Genomic DNA, 18,525 nt, shown 5'->3' on the forward strand with positions numbered 1-18,525 from the left:
ATCATGACACCCGATTTTGACACTTTCAGCGCGGGATATGACGCGGGTGAAAACCAGATCGTCTACACCCGTCTGACCGCCGATCTCGACACGCCTGTGTCGCTGATGCTGAAACTCACCGCAGCTGGCAAACACGCGTTTTTGCTGGAATCTGTGACGGGCGGCGAAATTCGGGGTCGCTATTCTATTGTTGGGATGAAGCCGGATCTGATTTGGGACTGCAACGGCACGCAAAGCCGCATCAACCGCGACGCACGCTTTGACGAAGACGGATTTATCGATCAGTCCGGTGATCCCCTCGATAATCTTCGCAGCCTGATCGCGGAAAGCCAGATTGATCTGCCTGCTGATCTTCCAGCCGCCAGTGCGGGCCTGTTTGGCTACCTCGGCTATGATATGATCCGGCTGGTTGAACACCTGCCCGATGTAAACCCCGACCCGCTTGGCTTGCCCGACGCTGTGATGTTGCGCCCCTCTGTTGTGGCCGTGCTGGACGGTGTAAAAGGCGAAGTCATCCTCGTGGCGCCTGCCTATGCGACCTCCGGCCTCACGGCCAAAGCCGCCTATGCGCAAGCCGCTGAACGGGTGATGGACGCGCAGCGCGCGCTGGAATTGCCCGTGCCATTAACCGAACGCACCTTGGGCAGTGCAGTCGACGTCCCCGACCCCGTGTCGAACTTTACCAAATCGGGCTATATGGACGCCGTTGAAAAGGCCAAAGACTACATCCGTGCGGGCGATATTTTCCAATGTGTGCCGTCGCAACGCTGGACACAAACCTACAGTGAACCGCCCTTTGCATTGTATCGTTCCTTGCGCCGCACCAACCCGTCACCGTTCATGTTCTATTTCAACTACGGCGATTATCAGGTCATCGGTGCCAGCCCTGAAATTCTGGTCCGCGTGTTCGGCTCGGAAGTCACGATTCGCCCGATCGCGGGCACCCGCCCCCGCGGCGCCACACCAGAGGAAGACAACGCGTTTGAAGCTGATTTACTAGCCGACCAAAAAGAGCTTGCCGAACATTTGATGTTGCTTGATCTTGGCCGCAACGACACTGGCAAGGTCTGCAAGATCGGCACAGTGCGCCCGACGGAACAATTCATCGTCGAACGCTACAGCCACGTCATGCACATCGTATCAAACGTCGTGGGCGAGTTGGCCGACGATCAAGACGCGCTGTCAGCGTTTTTTGCTGGTATGCCCGCAGGGACTGTCTCGGGCGCGCCCAAAGTCCGAGCGATGGAAATCATTGACGAGTTGGAACCGGAAAAGCGTGGGCTTTACGGCGGCGGTTGTGGCTACTTTTCAGCGAACGGTGACATGGACATGTGCATCGCGCTGCGTACTGCCGTGCTGAAGGGTGACCAGCTTTATATCCAAGCGGGCGGCGGCGTTGTCTATGACAGCGACCCAGAGGCCGAATATATGGAAACCGTGCACAAATCGAACGCCATTCGCCGCGCCGCTGCCGACGCGACGATGTTCAGGTCAGGCAATTCATAGCGCGAATTGTGCCGCATTGACTTTTATCGCCGCACAATATCTGCCACCCGTTTTTGCCGCTACTGTGCGCGCAAGACCGCGCTGAGCGGCACAATGGCAATTTGGTCATCTTGGCTGGTCGATCCCCAAAGGATCAACGCCGAAATCGTGTCGGGGCGCATACGACCCACCAGCACGACACCACTTTCCTGACGGGTACGAAACGCAGCTTGATCCACAAAGCGGCGCACTACCCGCGCGTCCTGATCATCATCGTCCAGATCTGTGTAGACCACTGCCGCAGGCACGCCCGCCTGTTCAGCGGCACGTACCGCCATGTTCAATCCTTGGCTCATGGTCACGAAACCGCGCCCTTGCGAGGCCAGAACATTCATCACCTGATCAGTCACAGCGCGGTGCGTCTGTAAACCACCGTTACCAATATCAAGCACCGCAATCGTTTCTGGCAAGGTGCTAAAAACGCTCTCGAATGTGATTTCTACATCACTTGGCACCGCGCCCTCTGGCAGCTTGGCCAATACCGCGACCTCAAAGCCGTCGTCGCGGTAGCGCGCCATCAATGCCGAAGCATTTTCCTGCAGTGGATCCAGCGCGATTGTCACCGGAAATGCCAAACCCGCCAATGCGGCTGCTGCAGCCGACATAGACCCGTCATCAATCAAAACAATCGACATCAGCGGCTTTGATCCGTCGTCGCCCGACGTCGCAGCAAAATCCAACAGCGCATTGATCTGCGCCGTGGTCTCGGTCTCTTCGGGCGCGGCCACGGCATCGCCAGTGGGTCGTCGCACGGTCACACCCGTTGCGCGCTCAGCCAGCAACGTGTTTTCGCCGCCCTGCAACTGAAGGCGCGGTATCGCAGGCGCGTCCTCACTCTGGGTTCCAGAGGCCAAAACCTCATCCGCAGGTTGGTCTGTCGGGGCGTCTTCAATCCCCTCAGGCGCTGCGCCCAAATCCACCACAAACGTGTCCTCGGATGGCGGCACCGCAACGTCCGAAACCGCAGGGTCGTCCGCTATAATTTCACTTTCGTCCACTTCCGGTTCAACGACGACGGTCGGCTGGGCGGGTGTGGTCAAAATGGTCAAATCCGCCTCGTTCACTGGCGTTTGTGGCGCCAATGACTGCGGGTTGGGCAACACCGGATCAACGGGCTGGGCCAGCAAAATAACAGCTTCGGAGGCATTCGGCGCGGTCATCACTCCTTCAATTGACAAAACCTCGGGCTCATCAAGCGGGTCAGTGTCCGCGCGCGGCGCTTGGGCTTCCGGCGCTGAGGGTTGCGGCGCACCTGGCTCTACAATCGCCGCCTCACCGTCGGGCAAATCCGGTGCCTGTGGTTCTTGGATGGAGAGACTGCCCACCGGTGTAGTCAGATTGCTCGTCTCATCTGCATCTACCGCAACGGGCTCTGCTATCGGGGCGTCAATCAATGGTGGCGCGGGGGGTGTCAGCCCTGCGGGCAGCTCGCTCATTATGGATGCTGCACCCAAGCCCAATGCGGACACCAAGCCGCCCGTCAATATCCCACCTATCATTCCGCGCATATGCTCGTCGCCTCTTTTGTCGGTCCCAATTGGCCTCTTATGGGCCGGTTTGGGGTGTAATGCAGGTCTTGACGCAACTTGCGCTCCAGCCCATGTATGGACACACTATACAAGGGGCCACGGCATGAAAGTAGCCCCAATTTAACCCATCCCAAAGGTGGCAATTCCATGCTTCTTCTGATCGATAACTATGACAGCTTCACCTACAATCTGGTGCATTATTTCGGCGAACTTGGCGCGGATGTTGTCGTTCGCCGCAATGACGCGATTGACGTTGAAACGGCAATGGGCATGGGGGCGTCCGGCATTGTGCTGTCGCCTGGTCCCTGCGATCCGGCGCAGGCTGGCATCTGTCTGGCCCTGACCAAAGCCGCCGCCGAAACAAAGACCCCGCTGATGGGCGTGTGCCTTGGTCATCAAACCATTGGCGAAGCCTTCGGCGGCAAGGTTATTCGCTGCCATGAAATCGTCCATGGCAAAATGGGCACCATGCATCACAACGGCAAATCGGTGTTCAAGGGTCTGCCCACCCCGTTTGAGGCGACGCGTTATCATTCCCTCACGGTTGAACGCGAAACGCTTCCCGATTGCCTCGAGATCACCGCCGAGCTGAGCGATGGGACGATCATGGGCCTGCAACACCGCGACTTGCCAATCCACGGCGTGCAATTTCACCCCGAAAGCATCAAATCCGAACACGGCCACGCTATGCTGCAAAACTTCCTAGATGTAATGCCCTCAAAGTCGAAAGTCCCAGCATGAGCGATATGATGAAGCCCCTGATCTACGCCGCATCCGAAGGCCCGCTCAGCCGTGCACAGGCAGAAATGGCCTTCGACGCCCTGTTTGAAGGTAGCGCGACACCCTCACAAATCGGCGGACTGCTGATGGCGATGCGCGCGCGCGGCGAATCTGTGGCAGAATACGCAGCAGCCGCCTCGGTCATGCGCGCGCGCTGCGTCCCCGTCAAAGCCCCAATCGGTGCGATGGACATTGTTGGCACTGGCGGCGACGGCAAAGGCACGCTCAATATTTCAACCGCCACCGCCTTTGTGGTCGCGGGTGCGGGCGTGCCCGTCGCCAAGCACGGCAACCGCAATCTGTCCTCGCTGTCAGGTGCTGCAGATGCGCTCGGGGAAATGGGCGTCAATGTCATGGTCGGCGCGGACGTGGTCGAACGCTGCATCAGCGAGGCCGGTATCGGCTTTATGATGGCCCCAATGCATCATCCAGCCATCAAACACGTGATGCCGACCCGTCAGGAACTGGGCTGCAAAACGATTTTCAATATCCTCGGCCCGCTGACCAATCCTGCAGGCGTCAAACGCCAACTGACAGGGGCCTTCGCCATTGATTTGATCTTCCCGATGGCAGAAACCCTCAAAGACCTCGGGACCGAAGCCGCATGGTTGGTCCACGGCTCAGACGGTACCGACGAAATCACGATCTGCGGCACAACGTCTGTGGCGGCCCTGTCGCAGGGGATGATCACGGCGCGCGAAGTCCATCCCGAAGACGCAGGCCTGCCTGTGCATCCGTTCCATTCCATCTTAGGCGGATCACCCGCAGACAACGCCAAGGCCTTCCGCGCCCTGCTGGACGGTGAAGCCTCCGCTTACCGCGACGCGGTGTTGCTCAACGCCTCCGCTGCATTGCTGGTGGCAGGCAAGGTCGAAGGCCTCAAAGCTGGCGTGGAAATGGCCAAGGAAAGCATCGACAGCGGCGGCGCCAAAACAGCCCTGCAAACCTTGGCCAAAATCACCCAAGGCTAAACTCACCTCACCCTGCCTCGCGTCTTTGCATCAAAAGTATCCCGGGGCGCAAAGCGGGGTCAGCGTTTATAAATGCGTTACCTTTCGGTGGCGGTCTCAGCCGATCGACGCAACACACTCGGCGAACGTCTCTGCTGGCGTCCGATCCGCGTTGCCAAGGCGACTGCGGGTCGCAGAAGTAGACGTCAACATTGGTTGCCAATGTGAAGCACGGAGGGTCTTCCAGCCGCCAGTTTTCTGCTTGTCGGCATTGCCGATCTCCTTCAACGTCTCACCGTAAGAATGGAGCTTATCGTTGACGAAGATATGAGGGCGGCCACGCCGCTTCATTGATTTCTTGTAACTCCCAAGCACCCCAGCCGATAACGGGTTTTTGTCAGTTTTGATGTGAGTCTCCTTGGCCATTAGGCGCATGAATTTTCTGTTGTGGTCTGAATTTCGTGGTGCTGTGACGATTTCTCTGAATCATTGGTGGAATGGACCAAGTTACTGCTCTTGAACAACTCCTTGCCACGGCTCTGCGCAGGATCGCCGAGTTGGAAGCCGCGTTGGCGAGCATGGCGCAAGAGAATGCGGATCTGCGGCGTCAGTTGGCCAAGAACAGCAGTAATAGCAGCAAGCCGCCTTCGAGTGATGGGTTGAAGAAGCCGGTACCGCGTAGCCTGCGTGGTAAGTCCGGTAAGAAAAGTGGTGGTTAAGTTGGCCACCGAGGCGACACCCTACGTCAGACAGCAACGCCTGACTTTGTGGAGCGACATGAGGCTGAGGCCTGTGGCACCTGTCAGCATGGCTTGACGGCTGGGATGATCAAGGCGGTGGAGAGGCGTCAGGTTTATGACATACCGGTGCCGCGTCTGGAGGTCACAGAGCATCAGGCAGCGATTTATTGTTGTGGCCATTGCCGAGCCACGACGACAGCCACCTTTCCCGATGGCGTGAATGCACACGTGCAATACGGTAAGCGCATTCGGGCGGCGGCGGTCTACTGCAATGTTCAGCAGCTGATCCCCGAGGATCGGGTCTGCCAACTCCTGCGTGATTTGTTTGGTGCCACCAGCCTATGCGCGGCCAGCGTGACCAACTGGGTGAACGGCACAGCGCGTACCTTGGGTGGCGTCGTCGAACACATTCTGGCCCGGCTCAATGAAGGCGGCGTTCGGCATCTGGATGAGACCGGACTTCGTGTTGATGGTAAGCTGCACTGGCTGCACTCAATCAGCGATCTCGCCTTCACGCATTATCGCATCAGCGCCAAGCGCGGTGCTGTTCCATCCTTCCTGACCGGCGGGACAATTGTTCATGACCACTGGAAGTCCTATTACGCCCATATGAGTGGGGTGGACGCGCACGCCCTGTGCGGGGCGCATCATTTACGGGAACTCAAGGCCATCGAAGAAATCGAAAAGGAGCCGTGGGCGTGCGCGATGAGCGTGCTGCTCAACAGCGCCAATCAGCTCAAGTGCGCGGCTCAGGGGCGAGGCGAGACCGAACTCCCCACGTCGGTTCACCACGGCATCCTCACCAAATACATGGCGATCCTCACCGAGGGCCTCGCCTTCCATGAGCGACAAGACCCACTGGCTAGACGCACTGGTGCGCGAGGCCGAAAAGCCAGGCGGCCAGGCCATAACCTTCTGGTCCGCTTGCGCGACTACCGTGATGACGTCCTAAGGTTCCTTACGGACTTCACAGTTCCCTTCACCAACAATCAGGCCGAACGGGACCTGCGCATGATGAAGTTGCGCATGAAAATCTCGGGAACTTTCCGCACCCTCGAGGGCGCGCAGATCTTCGCTGACATCAGATCCGTCATCTCGACGGTCAGAAAACACGGGTGCAATATCCTCGAAACACTCACCCTATCACCACAACAGATCATCGCTCGGCTCTAACGTCGCAAGGGCAACACAAAACCCGATATCCGATGGGGTCCTTGGGAGTTACAAAATAACATGACAATATGCCGCAGTCGATTAAAAAATCCACATATCGCTCAAAAAGCGGCTTTCTGGCGGGTTTAACCCCTATTTTCGCGTTAAACGTGTGCGGTCATTCACCAACCAGCTGACTGTTTGGCGACTGCGACTCATCAGATCACTGACATTCGCTACACACCGTAGTTCGGCAATTTCGTGAACGCATCGCGCAGCGCAGCGCCCCAGCCCGATGAAATCGCCTGGTAAACTGGATCATCCTCTTCGATCCGTGTCACGCGACTGCTATCCAACGATCCAAATTCGTAAATTTGCAAATCAAACGGCATGCCAACGGACAGGTTGGATTTGACCGTTGAATCAAAAGACACCAACAACAATTTCACCGCTTCTTCAAAGCTCATCGCGGCTTCATATGCCCGTATCAAAATCGGCTTGCCGTACTTGGTTTCCCCAATCTGGAAAAACGGGGTGTCGTCCGTCACTTCGATAAAATTTCCAGCCGGATAAATCATGAAAATCGCAGGTTTGCCGCCGTGGATCTCTCCACCGACAATGATTGACGCCCCAAACTTGTCGCTGGCAGTTTGGCCTGTTGGGGCGCTGTCCGCGATCACCTCTTTCAGGGTGGCGCCGACCAGTCGGGCGACCTGAAACATCGTCTCAGCAGCCAAAATGCTTGGATTGCGATCCGCGGGTGATTTTGACCGTTCCTCGAGCAGGCTGATCAACGATTGCGTCGTCGCCAGGTTACCGGCGGTCATGATCGTAATTGCGCGCTCGCCCGGAACATTCCAAGTAAACATTTTCTTAGCAACGGCGAAATTGTCTAGGCCCGCGCTTGTGCGGGTGTCCGACATGAACACCAGCCCTTTGTCGAGCCGCATGCCGATGCAGTAAGTCATTTTGATACCTTAAGGAATTCTATGAACTTTGTCTTTACTGCTGCACCTGCAAAGATACAATTAGGCTCTCATCGGCATTGCCCATGCGCAAACCTTTGATCGGCGACGCGTCGCTTGCGTCACGCCCAGTGGCGATGCGCACGTAGCGTTCATCAGGGGAATATCCGTTGGAAACATCAAACCCGACCCAACCAAGCCCGTCGATATGCGCTTCGGCCCATGCGTGGCTGGCGTCTTGGTCAACGGTTTCGTTCATCATCAAATAGCCGCTGACGTAACGTGCCGGAATACCCGCGACCCGCGCCGCAGAGATGAAAATCTGTGCGTGATCCTGACACACCCCTGCCCCGATGCGCAGCGCATCTTCAGCACTGGTCTGCGCGTCAGTCGCCCCAATTGTATAGGGTGCAGCGCTAAGCACGGCCGCAGACATTGCGTGCAATCCGTCCAGAACCGAACCGTCTTGATCGATCAGCTTTGCCAGCGCCTTGACCCCGTCACCTGCCATCGTCTTATCAGTTGGCTGCAAAAAATGCCAAAGCGGTGCGCGCCCGAAGACCATTCCCAAAACGCCATTAGACGGCATGGTTTCAACCGTTCCACTGGCAAAAATCGTCAAGGATTGCCCGCCCGAATCGATGCTACACAGATCGACATGGTTGCCATAATGATCAAGGTATCCAGTCTCGATCTTGCCGCCCGTGACGGTGTTCGTCCAATCCAGCACCGTTTGCTGTGGATTTGACAGCGGCCGCAAGCGCACTTTTTGCAGCGCGTATCCGACAGGCGCACTATAGGCGTAGTCTGTTTTATGACTAATGTGCAGTTTCATTTAGCCGGTGAACCGGTAGTCCCTTTCGATTTGGCCCGCCAATTGCGACGTGTCAGCAATGACACGGCTCACAAACTGGTGCAGACCTTCTTCAAAAATCGACCCGATATCGCGGCCCTTAAACAACGCCTGAAGCGCGTCCGCTTGATCGTTTGAGCCGAGCTTCTCACCGTAGTCGTTCGCCAAATGACCAAGGTTCTTGGTAATTTCACCAGCGCAAAACGCCAACGATCGCGGCATCCGGCCATCCAAAATCAAAAACTTCGCAATCGCAGGGGCTGCAAAATCATCGTCAACGGCCCATCGGAACGCGCGGTGCGCCGACACCGACCGCAGCAAGGTTTCCCACTGCACATTGTCCATTTTGCTGCCCACAAACGCAGGTGACGGCAGCAGCGCGTAGTATTTAACGTCAATGATCCGCGCCGTGTTGTCCATCCGTTCAAGTGCGGTACCAAGGCGACAGAAATGATACATATCGTTGCGCAACATCGTCCCCACCAACGCGCCGCGCACCAATGCCGATTGCTGGCGGATCGTTGCCAGAACGGCTGGAAGCTCGGTCTCGGGGATCGGGTCTTTTAGCAAGTCTTTTAACGCCATCCATGTGTCGTTGATCGCGTACCAGACTTCGGACGTCAGGGCTGTGCGGGTCAGGCGGGCGTTGTTGCGCGCAGCTTTTACCATCGACAAAACCGAACCGGAATTGGTTTCGTCACGCAACAGAAAATCAACCACCTGTGTGCTGTCGTAGCTTTCATGTTTGGTCTTGTACTTGGTGTTACTGGCGAGCGTGACAATAACCGACTTCCATTCGGCTTCGGCGTCGTCGGACCGTGTCAGCGCAATGCGAAACCCCGCTTCGATCAAGCGCGCAGTGTTCTCCGCCCGCTCAAGATAACGGAACATCCAGTACAGACCACCTGCAGTTTTTCCCAGCATCAGTCTTCCAATACCCACGTATCTTTGGTGCCGCCGCCTTGCGATGAATTCACCACCAGCGACCCTTCGGCCAACGCCACCCGCGTCAAACCACCCGGCGTGATGCTCACGCCTTTCGGCGACATCAACGCAAACGGGCGCAAATCGACATGGCGCGGCGCAAGCCCTGCATCGGTGAAAATCGGCACAGTCGACAGCGCCAGCGTTGGCTGCGCGATGTAATTTGACGGACGCGCTTTCAGCTTTATCGCAAAGTCAGCAATTTCTGTTTTGGTCGCCGCTGGCCCGACAAGCATGCCGTAGCCACCCGACCCGTGCACTTCTTTGACAACCAGATCAGCAAGATTATCGAGGACATATTTCAGCGTATCCGGTTCCGAACAACGAAACGTCTCAACGCTCTTCAGGATCGCACGTTCACCTGTGTAAAATTTTATAATATCAGGCATATAGCTGTAGATCGCCTTATCATCCGCGACACCGGTTCCGGGTGCGTTGGTGATCGTGATATTGCCCGTACGGTAGACATCCATGATGCCGGGAACGCCCAACATCGACGTCGGATTGAACGTCAATGGATCAAGGAATTCATCATCCACGCGGCGATAAATTACATCGATGACTTTGTAGCCGCGCGTCGTGCGCATGGCGATATGGCCGTCCACGACCTTCAGATCATGGCCTTCAACCAGCTCAACACCCATCTGGTCCGCCAGAAAGCTGTGTTCGTAATAGGCCGAATTGTGAATCCCCGGCGTCAGAACCACCACACAGGGCCGCCCTTCGCACGATTTTGGCGCTGATGCCTCAAGGGCGCGGCGCAGGTTTTTCGGGTAATCGCTGACCGGCTTAACCTTAATCGACGCGAACAGTTCGGGGAACATCTGCAGCATAGTTTCGCGGTTTTCCAACATATAGCTCACGCCAGACGGGGTGCGTGCGTTGTCTTCAAGCACGAAAAAATCGTCAGGTCCGGTACGCACGATGTCGGTGCCGACGATGTGGGTATAAATCCCGCCCGGTGGCGTGAAATCCATCATCTGCGGCAGGAACGCATCGTTGTTGGCAATCAGTTCGGTCGGCACAATACCAGCCCGCAAAATTTCTTGACGGTTGTAGATATCATGCAAAAACGCGTTGATCGCGTAGACGCGCTGTTCGATGCCTTTGGACAGCTTTGTCCATTCCTTGTCCGAGATGATGCGCGGAACCAGATCGAACGGGATCAGCCGTTCTTCTGCGTCAGACTGGCCATAGACATTGAACGTAATACCAGTACGCCTAAAGAACGCATCAGCCTCGGCGGACTTTTGCGCCAAGCGTTCGTTGTTCTGCTGGGCAAACCACGCGTCATACTTGGTATACGGATCGCGCGCACCATTGCCAGATCGCATCTCATCGAAAAAAGTACTCGTTTTAACCATGGCGATCACAATACTCAAACCTTGCCGGTGTGCAATCCACGACAGCGCGTTGGGTCCAGATTTAAATTTTGTTCGGGATGACGGCCCCGCCAATCACCCCTCAAAACAATCATAATTATGGATCTGCCACAAAAAGCAGCACTACAAAAACGCCCGACACCCAGGCCGAGCGTTTTGCAATATTCAAAAGGTTTTACAGCTCTTCGAGGATCACGTCGAAATCGACACGGCTATCGCTCAGCGTGTTAGTCAGCACGATATTCGACATCGGTCCTACAGCGGCGATCACAGCAGTGGCGAGATCGACAGGTTCAACGTCCAGCGCCTCGGCCACGTCTTGATCTGCACCATCAAATGAAATGTTTATGCGGTCCAGAAATCCGGACCCGACAGCCAATATGGCCACAGTCGGCGCGATCCAAGGCAGATTTTTCAAAAAAATATTACTTATTATTCCACCAAGCAGGTCATCTATGTGACTCTCGACCACATGCGGCAGCGAGGCGGTCTGTATGTATGTATGTAGACTTTGGTATGACATTTAGTTGTGAAGCTAGATCGAATATCAACATAACATAAGTTATCCACAGATCAGCTGTACGCGCAAAGTTAGAATGTCCCACATCTGCAAAGTAGAAATGGCACACTTCCCTGTCTGAAGCAGGATTGGAGTGTGGCTGTGGGACTGGTGATTATGAGCGAACGTGAGCTGAACCGCATTGAAGTATTGAGCCAAGTGACACAAGGCCGGATGACGGCTGTGACCGCGGCCAACGTGTTGGGACTGAGCCGACGACAAGTGCATCGATTGCTGAGGGATTTCCAGACCGATGGTCCCGCTGCGATCCGCCACAAAGCGCGCGGCCGAAGATCGAACAACCGGATCGACCCAGCGGTGCGTGGGTTTGCGGTGACACTGGTTCGCGAGACCTACATCGATTTTGGGCCCACGTTTGCAGCTGAGAAGCTGGCCGAGGATCATGGCTTGAAGGTTTCGCGTGAGACGTTGCGCAAGTGGATGCAGGACGCCGGGATCTGGTTGAGCCGCAAACAGCGCCGCACGTTCCATCAGCCTCGTTTGCGTCGGGAATGCTTCGGCGAACTGATCCAGATCGATGGATCTGATCACCATTGGTTTGAGGGTCGCGGTCCGCGATGCACCCTGCTCGTGTTCATCCCCTCTCGGCAGATTGCTGCGCAATCGCCTGCCGGGCAATGGACGATGCGACCAGTACGTTGATGCAGCTGCGGTTTGTGACGTCTGAGAGCACGTTCAGTTATTTTGAGGCGCTCGATTTGTATCTTGCGGCACATGGCCGGCCGGTTGCTTTCTATTCTGACAAGCACACGGTGTTTCGTGTGGCAAATCAATCCGCCAAATCCGGGCATGGAATGACCACTGACCGACAGTCGTTTGCTTGCAAACGATGAGAGGTGCAGTTTGGTCGGGCGTTGAACGCGCTAAACGTCGAGATTCTTTGTGCAAACAGCTCGCAGGCGAAGGGCCGCGTCGAGCGCGCCAATCGCACGTTACAGGACCGTTTGGTCAAAGAGCTCAGGCTTGCAGGCATCTCGGATATGGACGCCGCCAATGTGTTTCTGCCCAGTTTTACGGACCGCTATAACGTCAAGTTTGCAAAGGTCCCGCGCCGCGCTGACAACTTGCATCGGCCCATGAACATCGAACCCGATCGACTGCGAGATGTGTTCGCGCTCCAAGACGAACGTCTCGTCGGGGCTCAACTTGCGTTCTCCTATGAACGCCAACGCATCATTCTTGCCGAGAATGAGATGACGCGCGATTTGCCGGGCAAATATGTGGATACGTTTGCCTTCCCGGATGGGCGATTTGAGGTCCGCTGGAAAGGTGTTTCAATCCCCTACACGGTCTTCGACAAGGATCAGCGCGTGACACATGCGGCGATCACCGAGAACAAACATCTCAGCGCGGTCCTGGAGCATATCAAAGCCGAACAGGACAAAGCGGCTCCAAAAAAACGCCGCGCCGGCAAGCAAACAACGCGCTATCAACCCACTGGAAAGCGCAATGATGGCTGGAACTCAAAGCTAGCTAAACGTGCGAAGGAGAAGGCAGCAGCGGCGTCAAAACATGCTGCAGAATAACCCCGACCGCATGGCTGGTCAGGGCTGCGATGTGTGAGGTCTCCACCCAGCCCAGCCATGCTACCACACCACCAAGTGTGACATTTCTACTTTGCACAGAGGCGGACATTTCAACTTGGTTGCAACATCAGCCCCCAAATCGACACCCAGAATGCCCCGTTCTTGAGCGTCCAATCACGTTATTGTGCTGCTTGCGGAAACAATTGCCCCATTTACGCCACATTAGCGCCGCCTCAGAACCATCTTCGCGCGCTTTAAGGGATGCACGGTCCGCCAAGAGGCCCATATCCAGACGGTCCTTCAACCGTCATGAGGCAGAGATCAAAGGCAAAAAGGAAACGCACCATGCCGACGCATCCCCCAGCGCCACTTCCATCGGCCCCCAAACCGTCGCCCATTGGTACGCGTCACCGCCCAGAACCACCCAAGCCCGTCGTCTTCAAAGACTTCGCGAGCATCTAGTTTTACGTCTGCGCCGCTGACCCCTATGTCAGGTTGCGGAAAAACCGATCAGTGAACGCGCCAGCACCGGTGTCCTCCCTCACCGCCGCCGCGCGCCCACTGGTCCTTTTTTCGACCCCATTGTAGGGTTTGGAAATGGCAGCAATTTCAACCATCAGAAACATCGGCCCCGCAACAGAAGCGTTGTACAACGCCGCCGGCATCATGACGGCGGAAACCTTGCATGATATGGGTGCCGACGCTGCATATGCGCGTCTGCTGCAGACCGGCAACCGCCCACATTTCATCGGTTATTATGCTTTGCACATGGCATTGCAGGGTCGCCCTTGGAACGACTGTAAAGGCGAAGAAAAGAAGGCGCTGCGCCGCGCATTTGATACCCTGAAAGCCAGACATTTCAACACAGAAAAGTCTGAACTGGATGCCTTCATGGATCAGTTTGGCCTGATTGATCGGCAATAAATCGCGCGGTCGCAATCGATCCACTGTTGCGTTCAGCCCCGAACCACTATGCTTGCTGCTATGAAACATCTCCTGCTGACATTCTGCCTTGCGCTGAGCGCGTGTTCTCAAGCCCGCGAGCCAGCACTGCAGGCGGCTGCCCAAGCAGCCCTTTATCCGAATGAAACGCGACACATGCGATCACTGATCGTGAAATACGCAGAAATCAATGACATCCCCGAAGACCTGCTACACGCCGTGATCCAGCGCGAAAGTGATTACCGCCCGCGTGCACGCAACGGGCCCTACTACGGATTGATGCAAATTCTGCCGCAAACCGCGCGCGGTATGGGCTTTTCTGGCGCTCCAGACGAATTGCTCGAGCCGGAAACCAATTTAATATACGCGGGCCGTTATTTGCGCGGCGCGTGGCTTGTGTCAGACGGAGACATCGACACAGCCGTCGGATGGTACGCCCGCGGCTATTATTACGAAGCTCGCGATCGCTGCCTCTTGGTTGAAACCAGACTGCGCAACAGCGAAGTGCGCCGCCACTGCTAGGACCTCTCTAGCGCCGTATCACCGCGACCCCTATCCCACCCAGCACCACGACGGACGCCATCACAATATCAAACGTGATGACCTCCCCCAGCAAAATTGCGCCTGCAATTATCGCAATGACCGGCACGCTTAACTGCGCCACCGCCCCTGTTGTTGCCGCGATCTGTGGCAAAACGCGGTACCACAGCGCATAGCCAAGGCCCGACGTCACGCCACCACATAGGACCGCCACGACAACGCCAGACAGCGACCAACCGCCGCCCAACACCATCAACACCAGCGCAATAGGCAGCAACGCCACAAAGCTTATCCCCATATCGCCCAAGGGATCGCGCGATCCGCGTCCGCGCAGCGAAAACACACCCCAGCCGACGCCTGCCAATGCCATGAACGCAACGCCTAGCCCGTCTAGCGCCAATGTCTGCGACGGCAAAAGCAGCCAACTCAGTCCCGTCATCGCGATTCCCATACCAATCCATTGGCGACGTGTGGGATGCGCGCCCGCCATGGCCGATCCAGCGAACATCGTGATTTGCACAACCCCGAACAAGATCAACGCACCCACGCCCGACGGCAACGTCAGGTAGGCCAGCGAAAACGGCACTAAATAAATCAACAGCGCACCCGCCGTCAGGCCGCGGTTGCGGTCCAGCCTCGGCCACCCGCCGCGCAAACTGACCAAAACCGCCAACATCGCGGCCCCCGACGCCAGCCGAATGCCCGAAAACAGCAAGGTGTCCATGTCGAAAACATAAATCCCCGCGCGGCTCAGCACCGAATTGGCGGCAAAGTTTATCATCACAACAGCGATAAGCCCGAAAAGCGGCATGCAGCAGGTCCTTGAATGAACGCGGGGTCTAAAGCAGGATCATAAAACGTGGTCATAAACCAAAAAAGGCCCCACCGGATCGCTCCAGCAGGGCCCTTAATCTTAAATGCTAGGTGGCTTAGCCGACCAGCTCAAGACCGGAAAAGAAGTAAGCGATTTCTTCGGCAGCCGTTTCAGGCGCGTCGGACCCGTGCACGGAATTCTCACCGATGCTCAGGGCGAATTCTTTGCGGATTGTGCCGTCTGCTGCGTCGGCAGGGTTTGTTGCGCCCATAACTTCGCGGTTTTTCGCGATTGCGTCTTCGCCTTCAAGAACCTGAACAACAATTGGCTCAGAAATCATGAATTCGGTCAATTCGCCAAAGAACGGACGCTCTGAATGGACGCCGTAAAAGTCTTGTGCCTGAGCCAGTGACAGCTGAATGCGCTTGGATGCGATGATACGCAGGCCTGCTGCTTCAAATTTGGCGGCAATCGCGCCTGTCAGGTTACGCTTTGTGGCGTCTGGTTTGATGATCGAGAATGTGCGCTGGATAGCCATGGGAGGTCCCTCGTTTAGGTTGATTGAATTGGCCGCGTGCTAGCATGACCCCCTGCCCTTGAAAACACCTGATTGACCGCCGCCCCGCACCGTGGCAATGCCCTCTAATGTTACGCATCTCAGAAATCACATATTCCGTGCAGGGCCGTACCCTGATTGAAAACACCACCGTCACGATTCCGACTGGCCATAAGGTTGGCCTTGTTGGACGTAACGGAACGGGTAAAACCACGCTGTTTCGCATCATTCGCGGCGAAATGGTCTTGGACACGGGCGAAATCTCCATGCCCAAGGGCTGGAAAATCGGCGGTGTCTCCCAAGAGGTGCCCGGCAACGAAGTGTCGCTGCTCGACACCGTGCTCGCGTCCGACGTAGAACGGGTCGATCTGCTGGCGGAGGCGGAGTCTGCCACCGACCCGACCCGCATCGCCGACATTCAGACCCGCCTGACAGATATTGACGCATGGTCCGCCGAAGCGCGCGCCTCCTCTATCCTCAAGGGTCTGGGCTTTACCGCGCCAGAACAACTGCAACCCTGCTCGGCGTTCTCAGGCGGGTGGCGTATGCGCGTCGCCCTTGCGGCCGTCTTGTTCAGCGAACCCGACCTGTTGCTGCTCGACGAGCCGACAAACTACCTCGACCTTGAGGGGGCGCTGTGGCTTGAAAACTATCTGGTGAAATACCCCCACACGGTCCTCATCGTTAGCCACGACCGCGAATTGCTGAACCGTTCTGTGGGCGGCATCCTGCACCTCGAAGACAAGGGCCTAATCTATTACACTGGCAACTACGACATGTTCATCAAACAGCGTGCCGAAAAGCGTGCGTTGGTTGCCTCTGCCGCCAAGAAACAAGACCTTAAACGCGCCCACTTGCAGGCGTTTGTTGATCGCTTCAAAGCCAAGGCATCGAAAGCCAAACAGGCCCAGTCGCGCGTCAAAGCGCTTGAAAAGATGGAAACAATCCGCGCGCCCGAAGACGCGGCGCGCACTGTCTTCACCTTCCCTAAGCCCGAAGAACTGTCACCGCCAATCATCGCGACCGAAGGCGTGTCCGTGGGCTACGGTGACACAATCGTGCTCGATAAACTCGACCTGCGGATCGATCAAGACGATCGCATCGCGCTGCTCGGGCGCAACGGCGAAGGCAAATCGACGCTGTCCAAACTGCTGTCGGGCCGCCTTGAAAAGATGGGTGGCAAGTTCTCGTCGTCCAACAAATTGCGCATCGGTTTCTTTGCCCAACACCAAGTCGACGAACTCTACGTTGACGAAACCCCGCTGGAACACCTGATCCGCGAACGCGCCGCCGAAGGCCAAGCGCGCCTTCGCGCACGTCTTGCCGGATTTGGCCTTGGCGCCGATCAGGCTGACACCGAAGTTGGCCGCCTGTCGGGTGGTCAAAAGGCCCGCCTATCGCTGTTGTTGGCCACCATCGACGCGCCACATCTGTTGATTTTGGACGAACCGACCAACCACCTCGACATCGAATCGCGCGAAGCCCTTGTGGAAGCCCTGACCGCCTACACAGGCGCTGTGATTCTGGTTTCCCACGACATGCACCTGCTGTCGCTGGTTGCAGATCGCCTTTGGCTGGTCAAAGACGGCCGCGTCACCACCTACGACGACGACCTTCCGGCCTACCGCCGTATGTTGTTAACGCCCGACACCCGCAAAGCCGACAAGGCCAAGCCACCAAAACCCGTAAAGCCCAAAGCGTCGCGCGAACAGCTGAATGCGATGAAGGGCGACGTGCGCAAATGCGAAGACCGTGTCAATAAAATCAATGATATGGCCGATAAACTGTCCAAAAAGCTCGCCGACCCTGCGCTCTATGAGGACGCCCGCGTCGGTGAACTTGAAACATGGAACCGCAAATACGCCGAGATTCGCGAAGCCTTGAAAAAGGCCGAAAGCCTGTGGATGATCGCCCTAGAAAGACTGGACTCCGCAGACAAGCCTTAAAGACAGACAGGCCTTAAATCTTGTTCGTCTTGGCTGTGCCTTTGTCTTCTAAATATCCCCCGCGGCGCGTCCAAACCTTGCGATCCACGCGCCGCTCGTAAAGGATCGCTGTCATGGACCCGCAATTCCTCATCACCGCCTTCGTGGCGCTGTTCGTCGTTATCGACCCCATCGGCCTGGCGCCGCTTTTTGTCGCGCTGACTTCTGGAATGTCAGTCCAGAAACGCCGCGCCATCGCAATTCGCGCCTGCCTCGTTTCAATCGGCATCTTGCTGGTGTTCTCGATATTCGGCCACAACATCCTGAATTTCGCAGGCATCTCGATGCCGGCCTTCCGCATTGCGGGCGGTATCTTGTTGTTCCTCACAGCGCTGGAGATGTTGTTTGAACGTCGCCAAAAGCGTCGTGAAGGCCGCGCCGAAGAAGACGACATCGACGATGACGACCCTTCGGTGTTCCCCCTTGCGATCCCCCTCATTGCCGGTCCCGGCGCGATCACCACGATCATCCTGCTGGTCGGCCAAACCGACGGCACCAAGGGCTACGCCGCCGTTATGGGCGTTCTTCTGGCAATAATCGCGTTGGTGTTTTTGATGTTTCTCAGCGCCAGCACCATCGAACGGTTGCTCGGCAAAACCGGCATCACGGTCGTCACCCGCCTGTTGGGCATGTTACTGGCCGCTCTGTCAGTGCAATTCGTTCTCGACGGGCTCGGCTCTTTTGGTTTGGGAAGCTAGCCCT

17 protein-coding genes and 2 pseudogenes are annotated in these 18,525 nt (G+C 56.6%); 10 read left to right on the forward strand and 9 right to left on the reverse strand.

Annotated features, from left to right (window positions below):
* Nucleotides 1-3: 3 nt before the first annotated feature.
* Nucleotides 4-1,506: an anthranilate synthase component I gene (trpE, locus tag OA238_RS12280; RefSeq protein ID WP_015495414.1), complete on the forward strand. Its 1,503-nt coding sequence runs from the start codon at nucleotides 4-6 to the stop codon at nucleotides 1,504-1,506.
* 59 nt (nucleotides 1,507-1,565) lie between these two features.
* On the opposite strand, the gene OA238_RS12285 is transcribed toward trpE, so the two are convergent.
* Nucleotides 1,566-3,053 (reverse strand): divergent polysaccharide deacetylase family protein, encoded by a 1,488-nt coding sequence (locus tag OA238_RS12285; protein WP_015495415.1) that lies wholly within the window; start codon nucleotides 3,051-3,053, stop codon nucleotides 1,566-1,568.
* Nucleotides 3,054-3,221: 168 nt separating this feature from the next.
* Here OA238_RS12285 and OA238_RS12290 point away from each other — a divergent pair, with 168 nt between their 5' ends.
* A complete protein-coding gene (locus tag OA238_RS12290; RefSeq protein ID WP_015495416.1) occupies nucleotides 3,222-3,815 on the forward strand; it encodes an anthranilate synthase component II in 594 nt (197 codons plus the stop codon).
* Entirely contained in the window at nucleotides 3,812-4,825 is a 1,014-nt protein-coding gene (trpD, locus tag OA238_RS12295; RefSeq protein WP_015495417.1) for an anthranilate phosphoribosyltransferase, read from the forward strand. Before OA238_RS12290 ends, trpD begins: the two co-directional genes overlap by 4 nt.
* A 96-nt stretch (nucleotides 4,826-4,921) precedes the next feature.
* Here trpD and OA238_RS12300 read toward each other — a convergent pair whose 3' ends face one another.
* A complete protein-coding gene (locus OA238_RS12300; protein ID WP_144055895.1) occupies nucleotides 4,922-5,230 on the reverse strand; it encodes a hypothetical protein in 309 nt (102 codons plus the stop codon).
* A gap of 71 nt (nucleotides 5,231-5,301) precedes the next feature.
* Here OA238_RS12300 and OA238_RS33770 point away from each other — a divergent pair, with 71 nt between their 5' ends.
* Nucleotides 5,302-5,523 carry a DUF6444 domain-containing protein gene (locus OA238_RS33770; RefSeq protein ID WP_015495645.1) on the forward strand — a complete coding sequence of 74 codons (222 nt, stop codon included), beginning with the start codon at nucleotides 5,302-5,304 and terminating at the stop codon, nucleotides 5,521-5,523.
* Between the two features lie 15 nt (nucleotides 5,524-5,538).
* Nucleotides 5,539-6,717 (forward strand): annotated as a pseudogene (tnpC, locus tag OA238_RS12305) (IS66 family transposase); the annotation flags it as partial.
* A 215-nt stretch (nucleotides 6,718-6,932) separates the two neighbouring features.
* On the opposite strand, the gene OA238_RS12310 reads toward tnpC, so the two are convergent.
* The 5 genes from OA238_RS12310 to OA238_RS12330 form a co-directional block, all read right to left on the reverse strand.
* Nucleotides 6,933-7,664 carry a proteasome-type protease gene (locus tag OA238_RS12310; protein WP_015495419.1) on the reverse strand — a complete coding sequence of 244 codons (732 nt, stop codon included), beginning with the start codon at nucleotides 7,662-7,664 and terminating at the stop codon, nucleotides 6,933-6,935.
* Between the two features lie 34 nt (nucleotides 7,665-7,698).
* Nucleotides 7,699-8,496, reverse strand: coding sequence for a transglutaminase family protein (locus tag OA238_RS12315; protein WP_015495420.1), 798 nt, complete (start codon nucleotides 8,494-8,496; stop codon nucleotides 7,699-7,701).
* The gene (locus OA238_RS12320) at nucleotides 8,497-9,438 is read right to left on the reverse strand and encodes an alpha-E domain-containing protein (RefSeq protein ID WP_015495421.1); all 942 of its coding nucleotides are present in this window, start codon (nucleotides 9,436-9,438) and stop codon (nucleotides 8,497-8,499) included.
* Nucleotides 9,438-10,862 (reverse strand): circularly permuted type 2 ATP-grasp protein, encoded by a 1,425-nt coding sequence (locus OA238_RS12325; protein WP_015495422.1) that lies wholly within the window; start codon nucleotides 10,860-10,862, stop codon nucleotides 9,438-9,440. Before OA238_RS12325 ends, OA238_RS12320 begins: the two co-directional genes overlap by 1 nt.
* Before the next feature lie 193 nt (nucleotides 10,863-11,055).
* Nucleotides 11,056-11,298 carry a hypothetical protein gene (locus OA238_RS12330; protein WP_044036740.1) on the reverse strand — a complete coding sequence of 81 codons (243 nt, stop codon included), beginning with the start codon at nucleotides 11,296-11,298 and terminating at the stop codon, nucleotides 11,056-11,058.
* Nucleotides 11,299-11,541: 243 nt separating this feature from the next.
* Here OA238_RS12330 and OA238_RS12335 point away from each other — a divergent pair.
* From OA238_RS12335 to OA238_RS12345, 3 genes and pseudogenes are all read left to right on the forward strand, one after another.
* Nucleotides 11,542-12,986, forward strand: a pseudogene (locus OA238_RS12335) (ISNCY family transposase).
* 597 nt (nucleotides 12,987-13,583) lie between these two features.
* Nucleotides 13,584-13,910 carry a TfoX/Sxy family protein gene (locus OA238_RS12340; RefSeq protein ID WP_015495424.1) on the forward strand — a complete coding sequence of 109 codons (327 nt, stop codon included), beginning with the start codon at nucleotides 13,584-13,586 and terminating at the stop codon, nucleotides 13,908-13,910.
* Nucleotides 13,911-13,970: 60 nt separating this feature from the next.
* On the forward strand, nucleotides 13,971-14,450 hold the full coding sequence (locus OA238_RS12345) for a lytic transglycosylase domain-containing protein (protein WP_051076642.1): 480 nt from the start codon (nucleotides 13,971-13,973) through the stop codon (nucleotides 14,448-14,450).
* A gap of 7 nt (nucleotides 14,451-14,457) precedes the next feature.
* On the opposite strand, the gene OA238_RS12350 is transcribed toward OA238_RS12345, so the two are convergent.
* A complete protein-coding gene (locus tag OA238_RS12350; RefSeq protein WP_015495426.1) occupies nucleotides 14,458-15,279 on the reverse strand; it encodes a DMT family transporter in 822 nt (273 codons plus the stop codon).
* A 118-nt stretch (nucleotides 15,280-15,397) separates the two neighbouring features.
* Nucleotides 15,398-15,820: a nucleoside-diphosphate kinase gene (gene ndk / locus OA238_RS12355; RefSeq protein ID WP_015495427.1), complete on the reverse strand. Its 423-nt coding sequence runs from the start codon at nucleotides 15,818-15,820 to the stop codon at nucleotides 15,398-15,400.
* A 107-nt stretch (nucleotides 15,821-15,927) separates the two neighbouring features.
* Between ndk and OA238_RS12360 the strand changes: the two genes are divergently transcribed.
* Nucleotides 15,928-17,784, forward strand: coding sequence for an ABC-F family ATP-binding cassette domain-containing protein (locus OA238_RS12360; protein ID WP_015495428.1), 1,857 nt, complete (start codon nucleotides 15,928-15,930; stop codon nucleotides 17,782-17,784).
* 113 nt (nucleotides 17,785-17,897) lie between these two features.
* Nucleotides 17,898-18,521, forward strand: a complete 624-nt coding sequence (locus tag OA238_RS12365; RefSeq protein ID WP_015495429.1) for a MarC family protein — start codon at nucleotides 17,898-17,900, stop codon at nucleotides 18,519-18,521.
* Nucleotides 18,522-18,525: the final 4 nt, after the last annotated feature.

It is taken from the genome of Octadecabacter arcticus 238, assembly GCF_000155735.2.
Lineage (GTDB): Bacteria > Pseudomonadota > Alphaproteobacteria > Rhodobacterales > Rhodobacteraceae > Octadecabacter > Octadecabacter arcticus.

Excerpts from the sequence above, each read along its gene's own strand:
- OA238_RS12345 (WP_051076642.1), top strand. The coding sequence starts at position 13,971 with ATGAAACATCTCCTGCTGACATTCTGCCTTGCGCTGAGCGCGTGTTCT.
- OA238_RS12340 (WP_015495424.1), top strand. The coding sequence starts at position 13,584 with ATGGCAGCAATTTCAACCATCAGAAACATCGGCCCCGCAACAGAAGCG.
- OA238_RS12300 (WP_144055895.1), bottom strand. The coding sequence starts at position 5,230 with ATGGCCAAGGAGACTCACATCAAAACTGACAAAAACCCGTTATCGGCT.
- ndk (WP_015495427.1), bottom strand. The coding sequence starts at position 15,820 with ATGGCTATCCAGCGCACATTCTCGATCATCAAACCAGACGCCACAAAG.
- OA238_RS12320 (WP_015495421.1), bottom strand. The coding sequence starts at position 9,438 with ATGCTGGGAAAAACTGCAGGTGGTCTGTACTGGATGTTCCGTTATCTT.
- OA238_RS12315 (WP_015495420.1), bottom strand. The coding sequence starts at position 8,496 with ATGAAACTGCACATTAGTCATAAAACAGACTACGCCTATAGTGCGCCT.
- trpE (WP_015495414.1), top strand. The coding sequence starts at position 4 with ATGACACCCGATTTTGACACTTTCAGCGCGGGATATGACGCGGGTGAA.
- OA238_RS12350 (WP_015495426.1), bottom strand. The coding sequence starts at position 15,279 with ATGCCGCTTTTCGGGCTTATCGCTGTTGTGATGATAAACTTTGCCGCC.
- OA238_RS33770 (WP_015495645.1), top strand. The coding sequence starts at position 5,302 with ATGGACCAAGTTACTGCTCTTGAACAACTCCTTGCCACGGCTCTGCGC.
- OA238_RS12290 (WP_015495416.1), top strand. The coding sequence starts at position 3,222 with ATGCTTCTTCTGATCGATAACTATGACAGCTTCACCTACAATCTGGTG.
- OA238_RS12310 (WP_015495419.1), bottom strand. The coding sequence starts at position 7,664 with ATGACTTACTGCATCGGCATGCGGCTCGACAAAGGGCTGGTGTTCATG.
- OA238_RS12285 (WP_015495415.1), bottom strand. The coding sequence starts at position 3,053 with ATGCGCGGAATGATAGGTGGGATATTGACGGGCGGCTTGGTGTCCGCA.
- OA238_RS12365 (WP_015495429.1), top strand. The coding sequence starts at position 17,898 with ATGGACCCGCAATTCCTCATCACCGCCTTCGTGGCGCTGTTCGTCGTT.
- trpD (WP_015495417.1), top strand. The coding sequence starts at position 3,812 with ATGAGCGATATGATGAAGCCCCTGATCTACGCCGCATCCGAAGGCCCG.
- OA238_RS12325 (WP_015495422.1), bottom strand. The coding sequence starts at position 10,862 with ATGGTTAAAACGAGTACTTTTTTCGATGAGATGCGATCTGGCAATGGT.
- OA238_RS12360 (WP_015495428.1), top strand. The coding sequence starts at position 15,928 with ATGTTACGCATCTCAGAAATCACATATTCCGTGCAGGGCCGTACCCTG.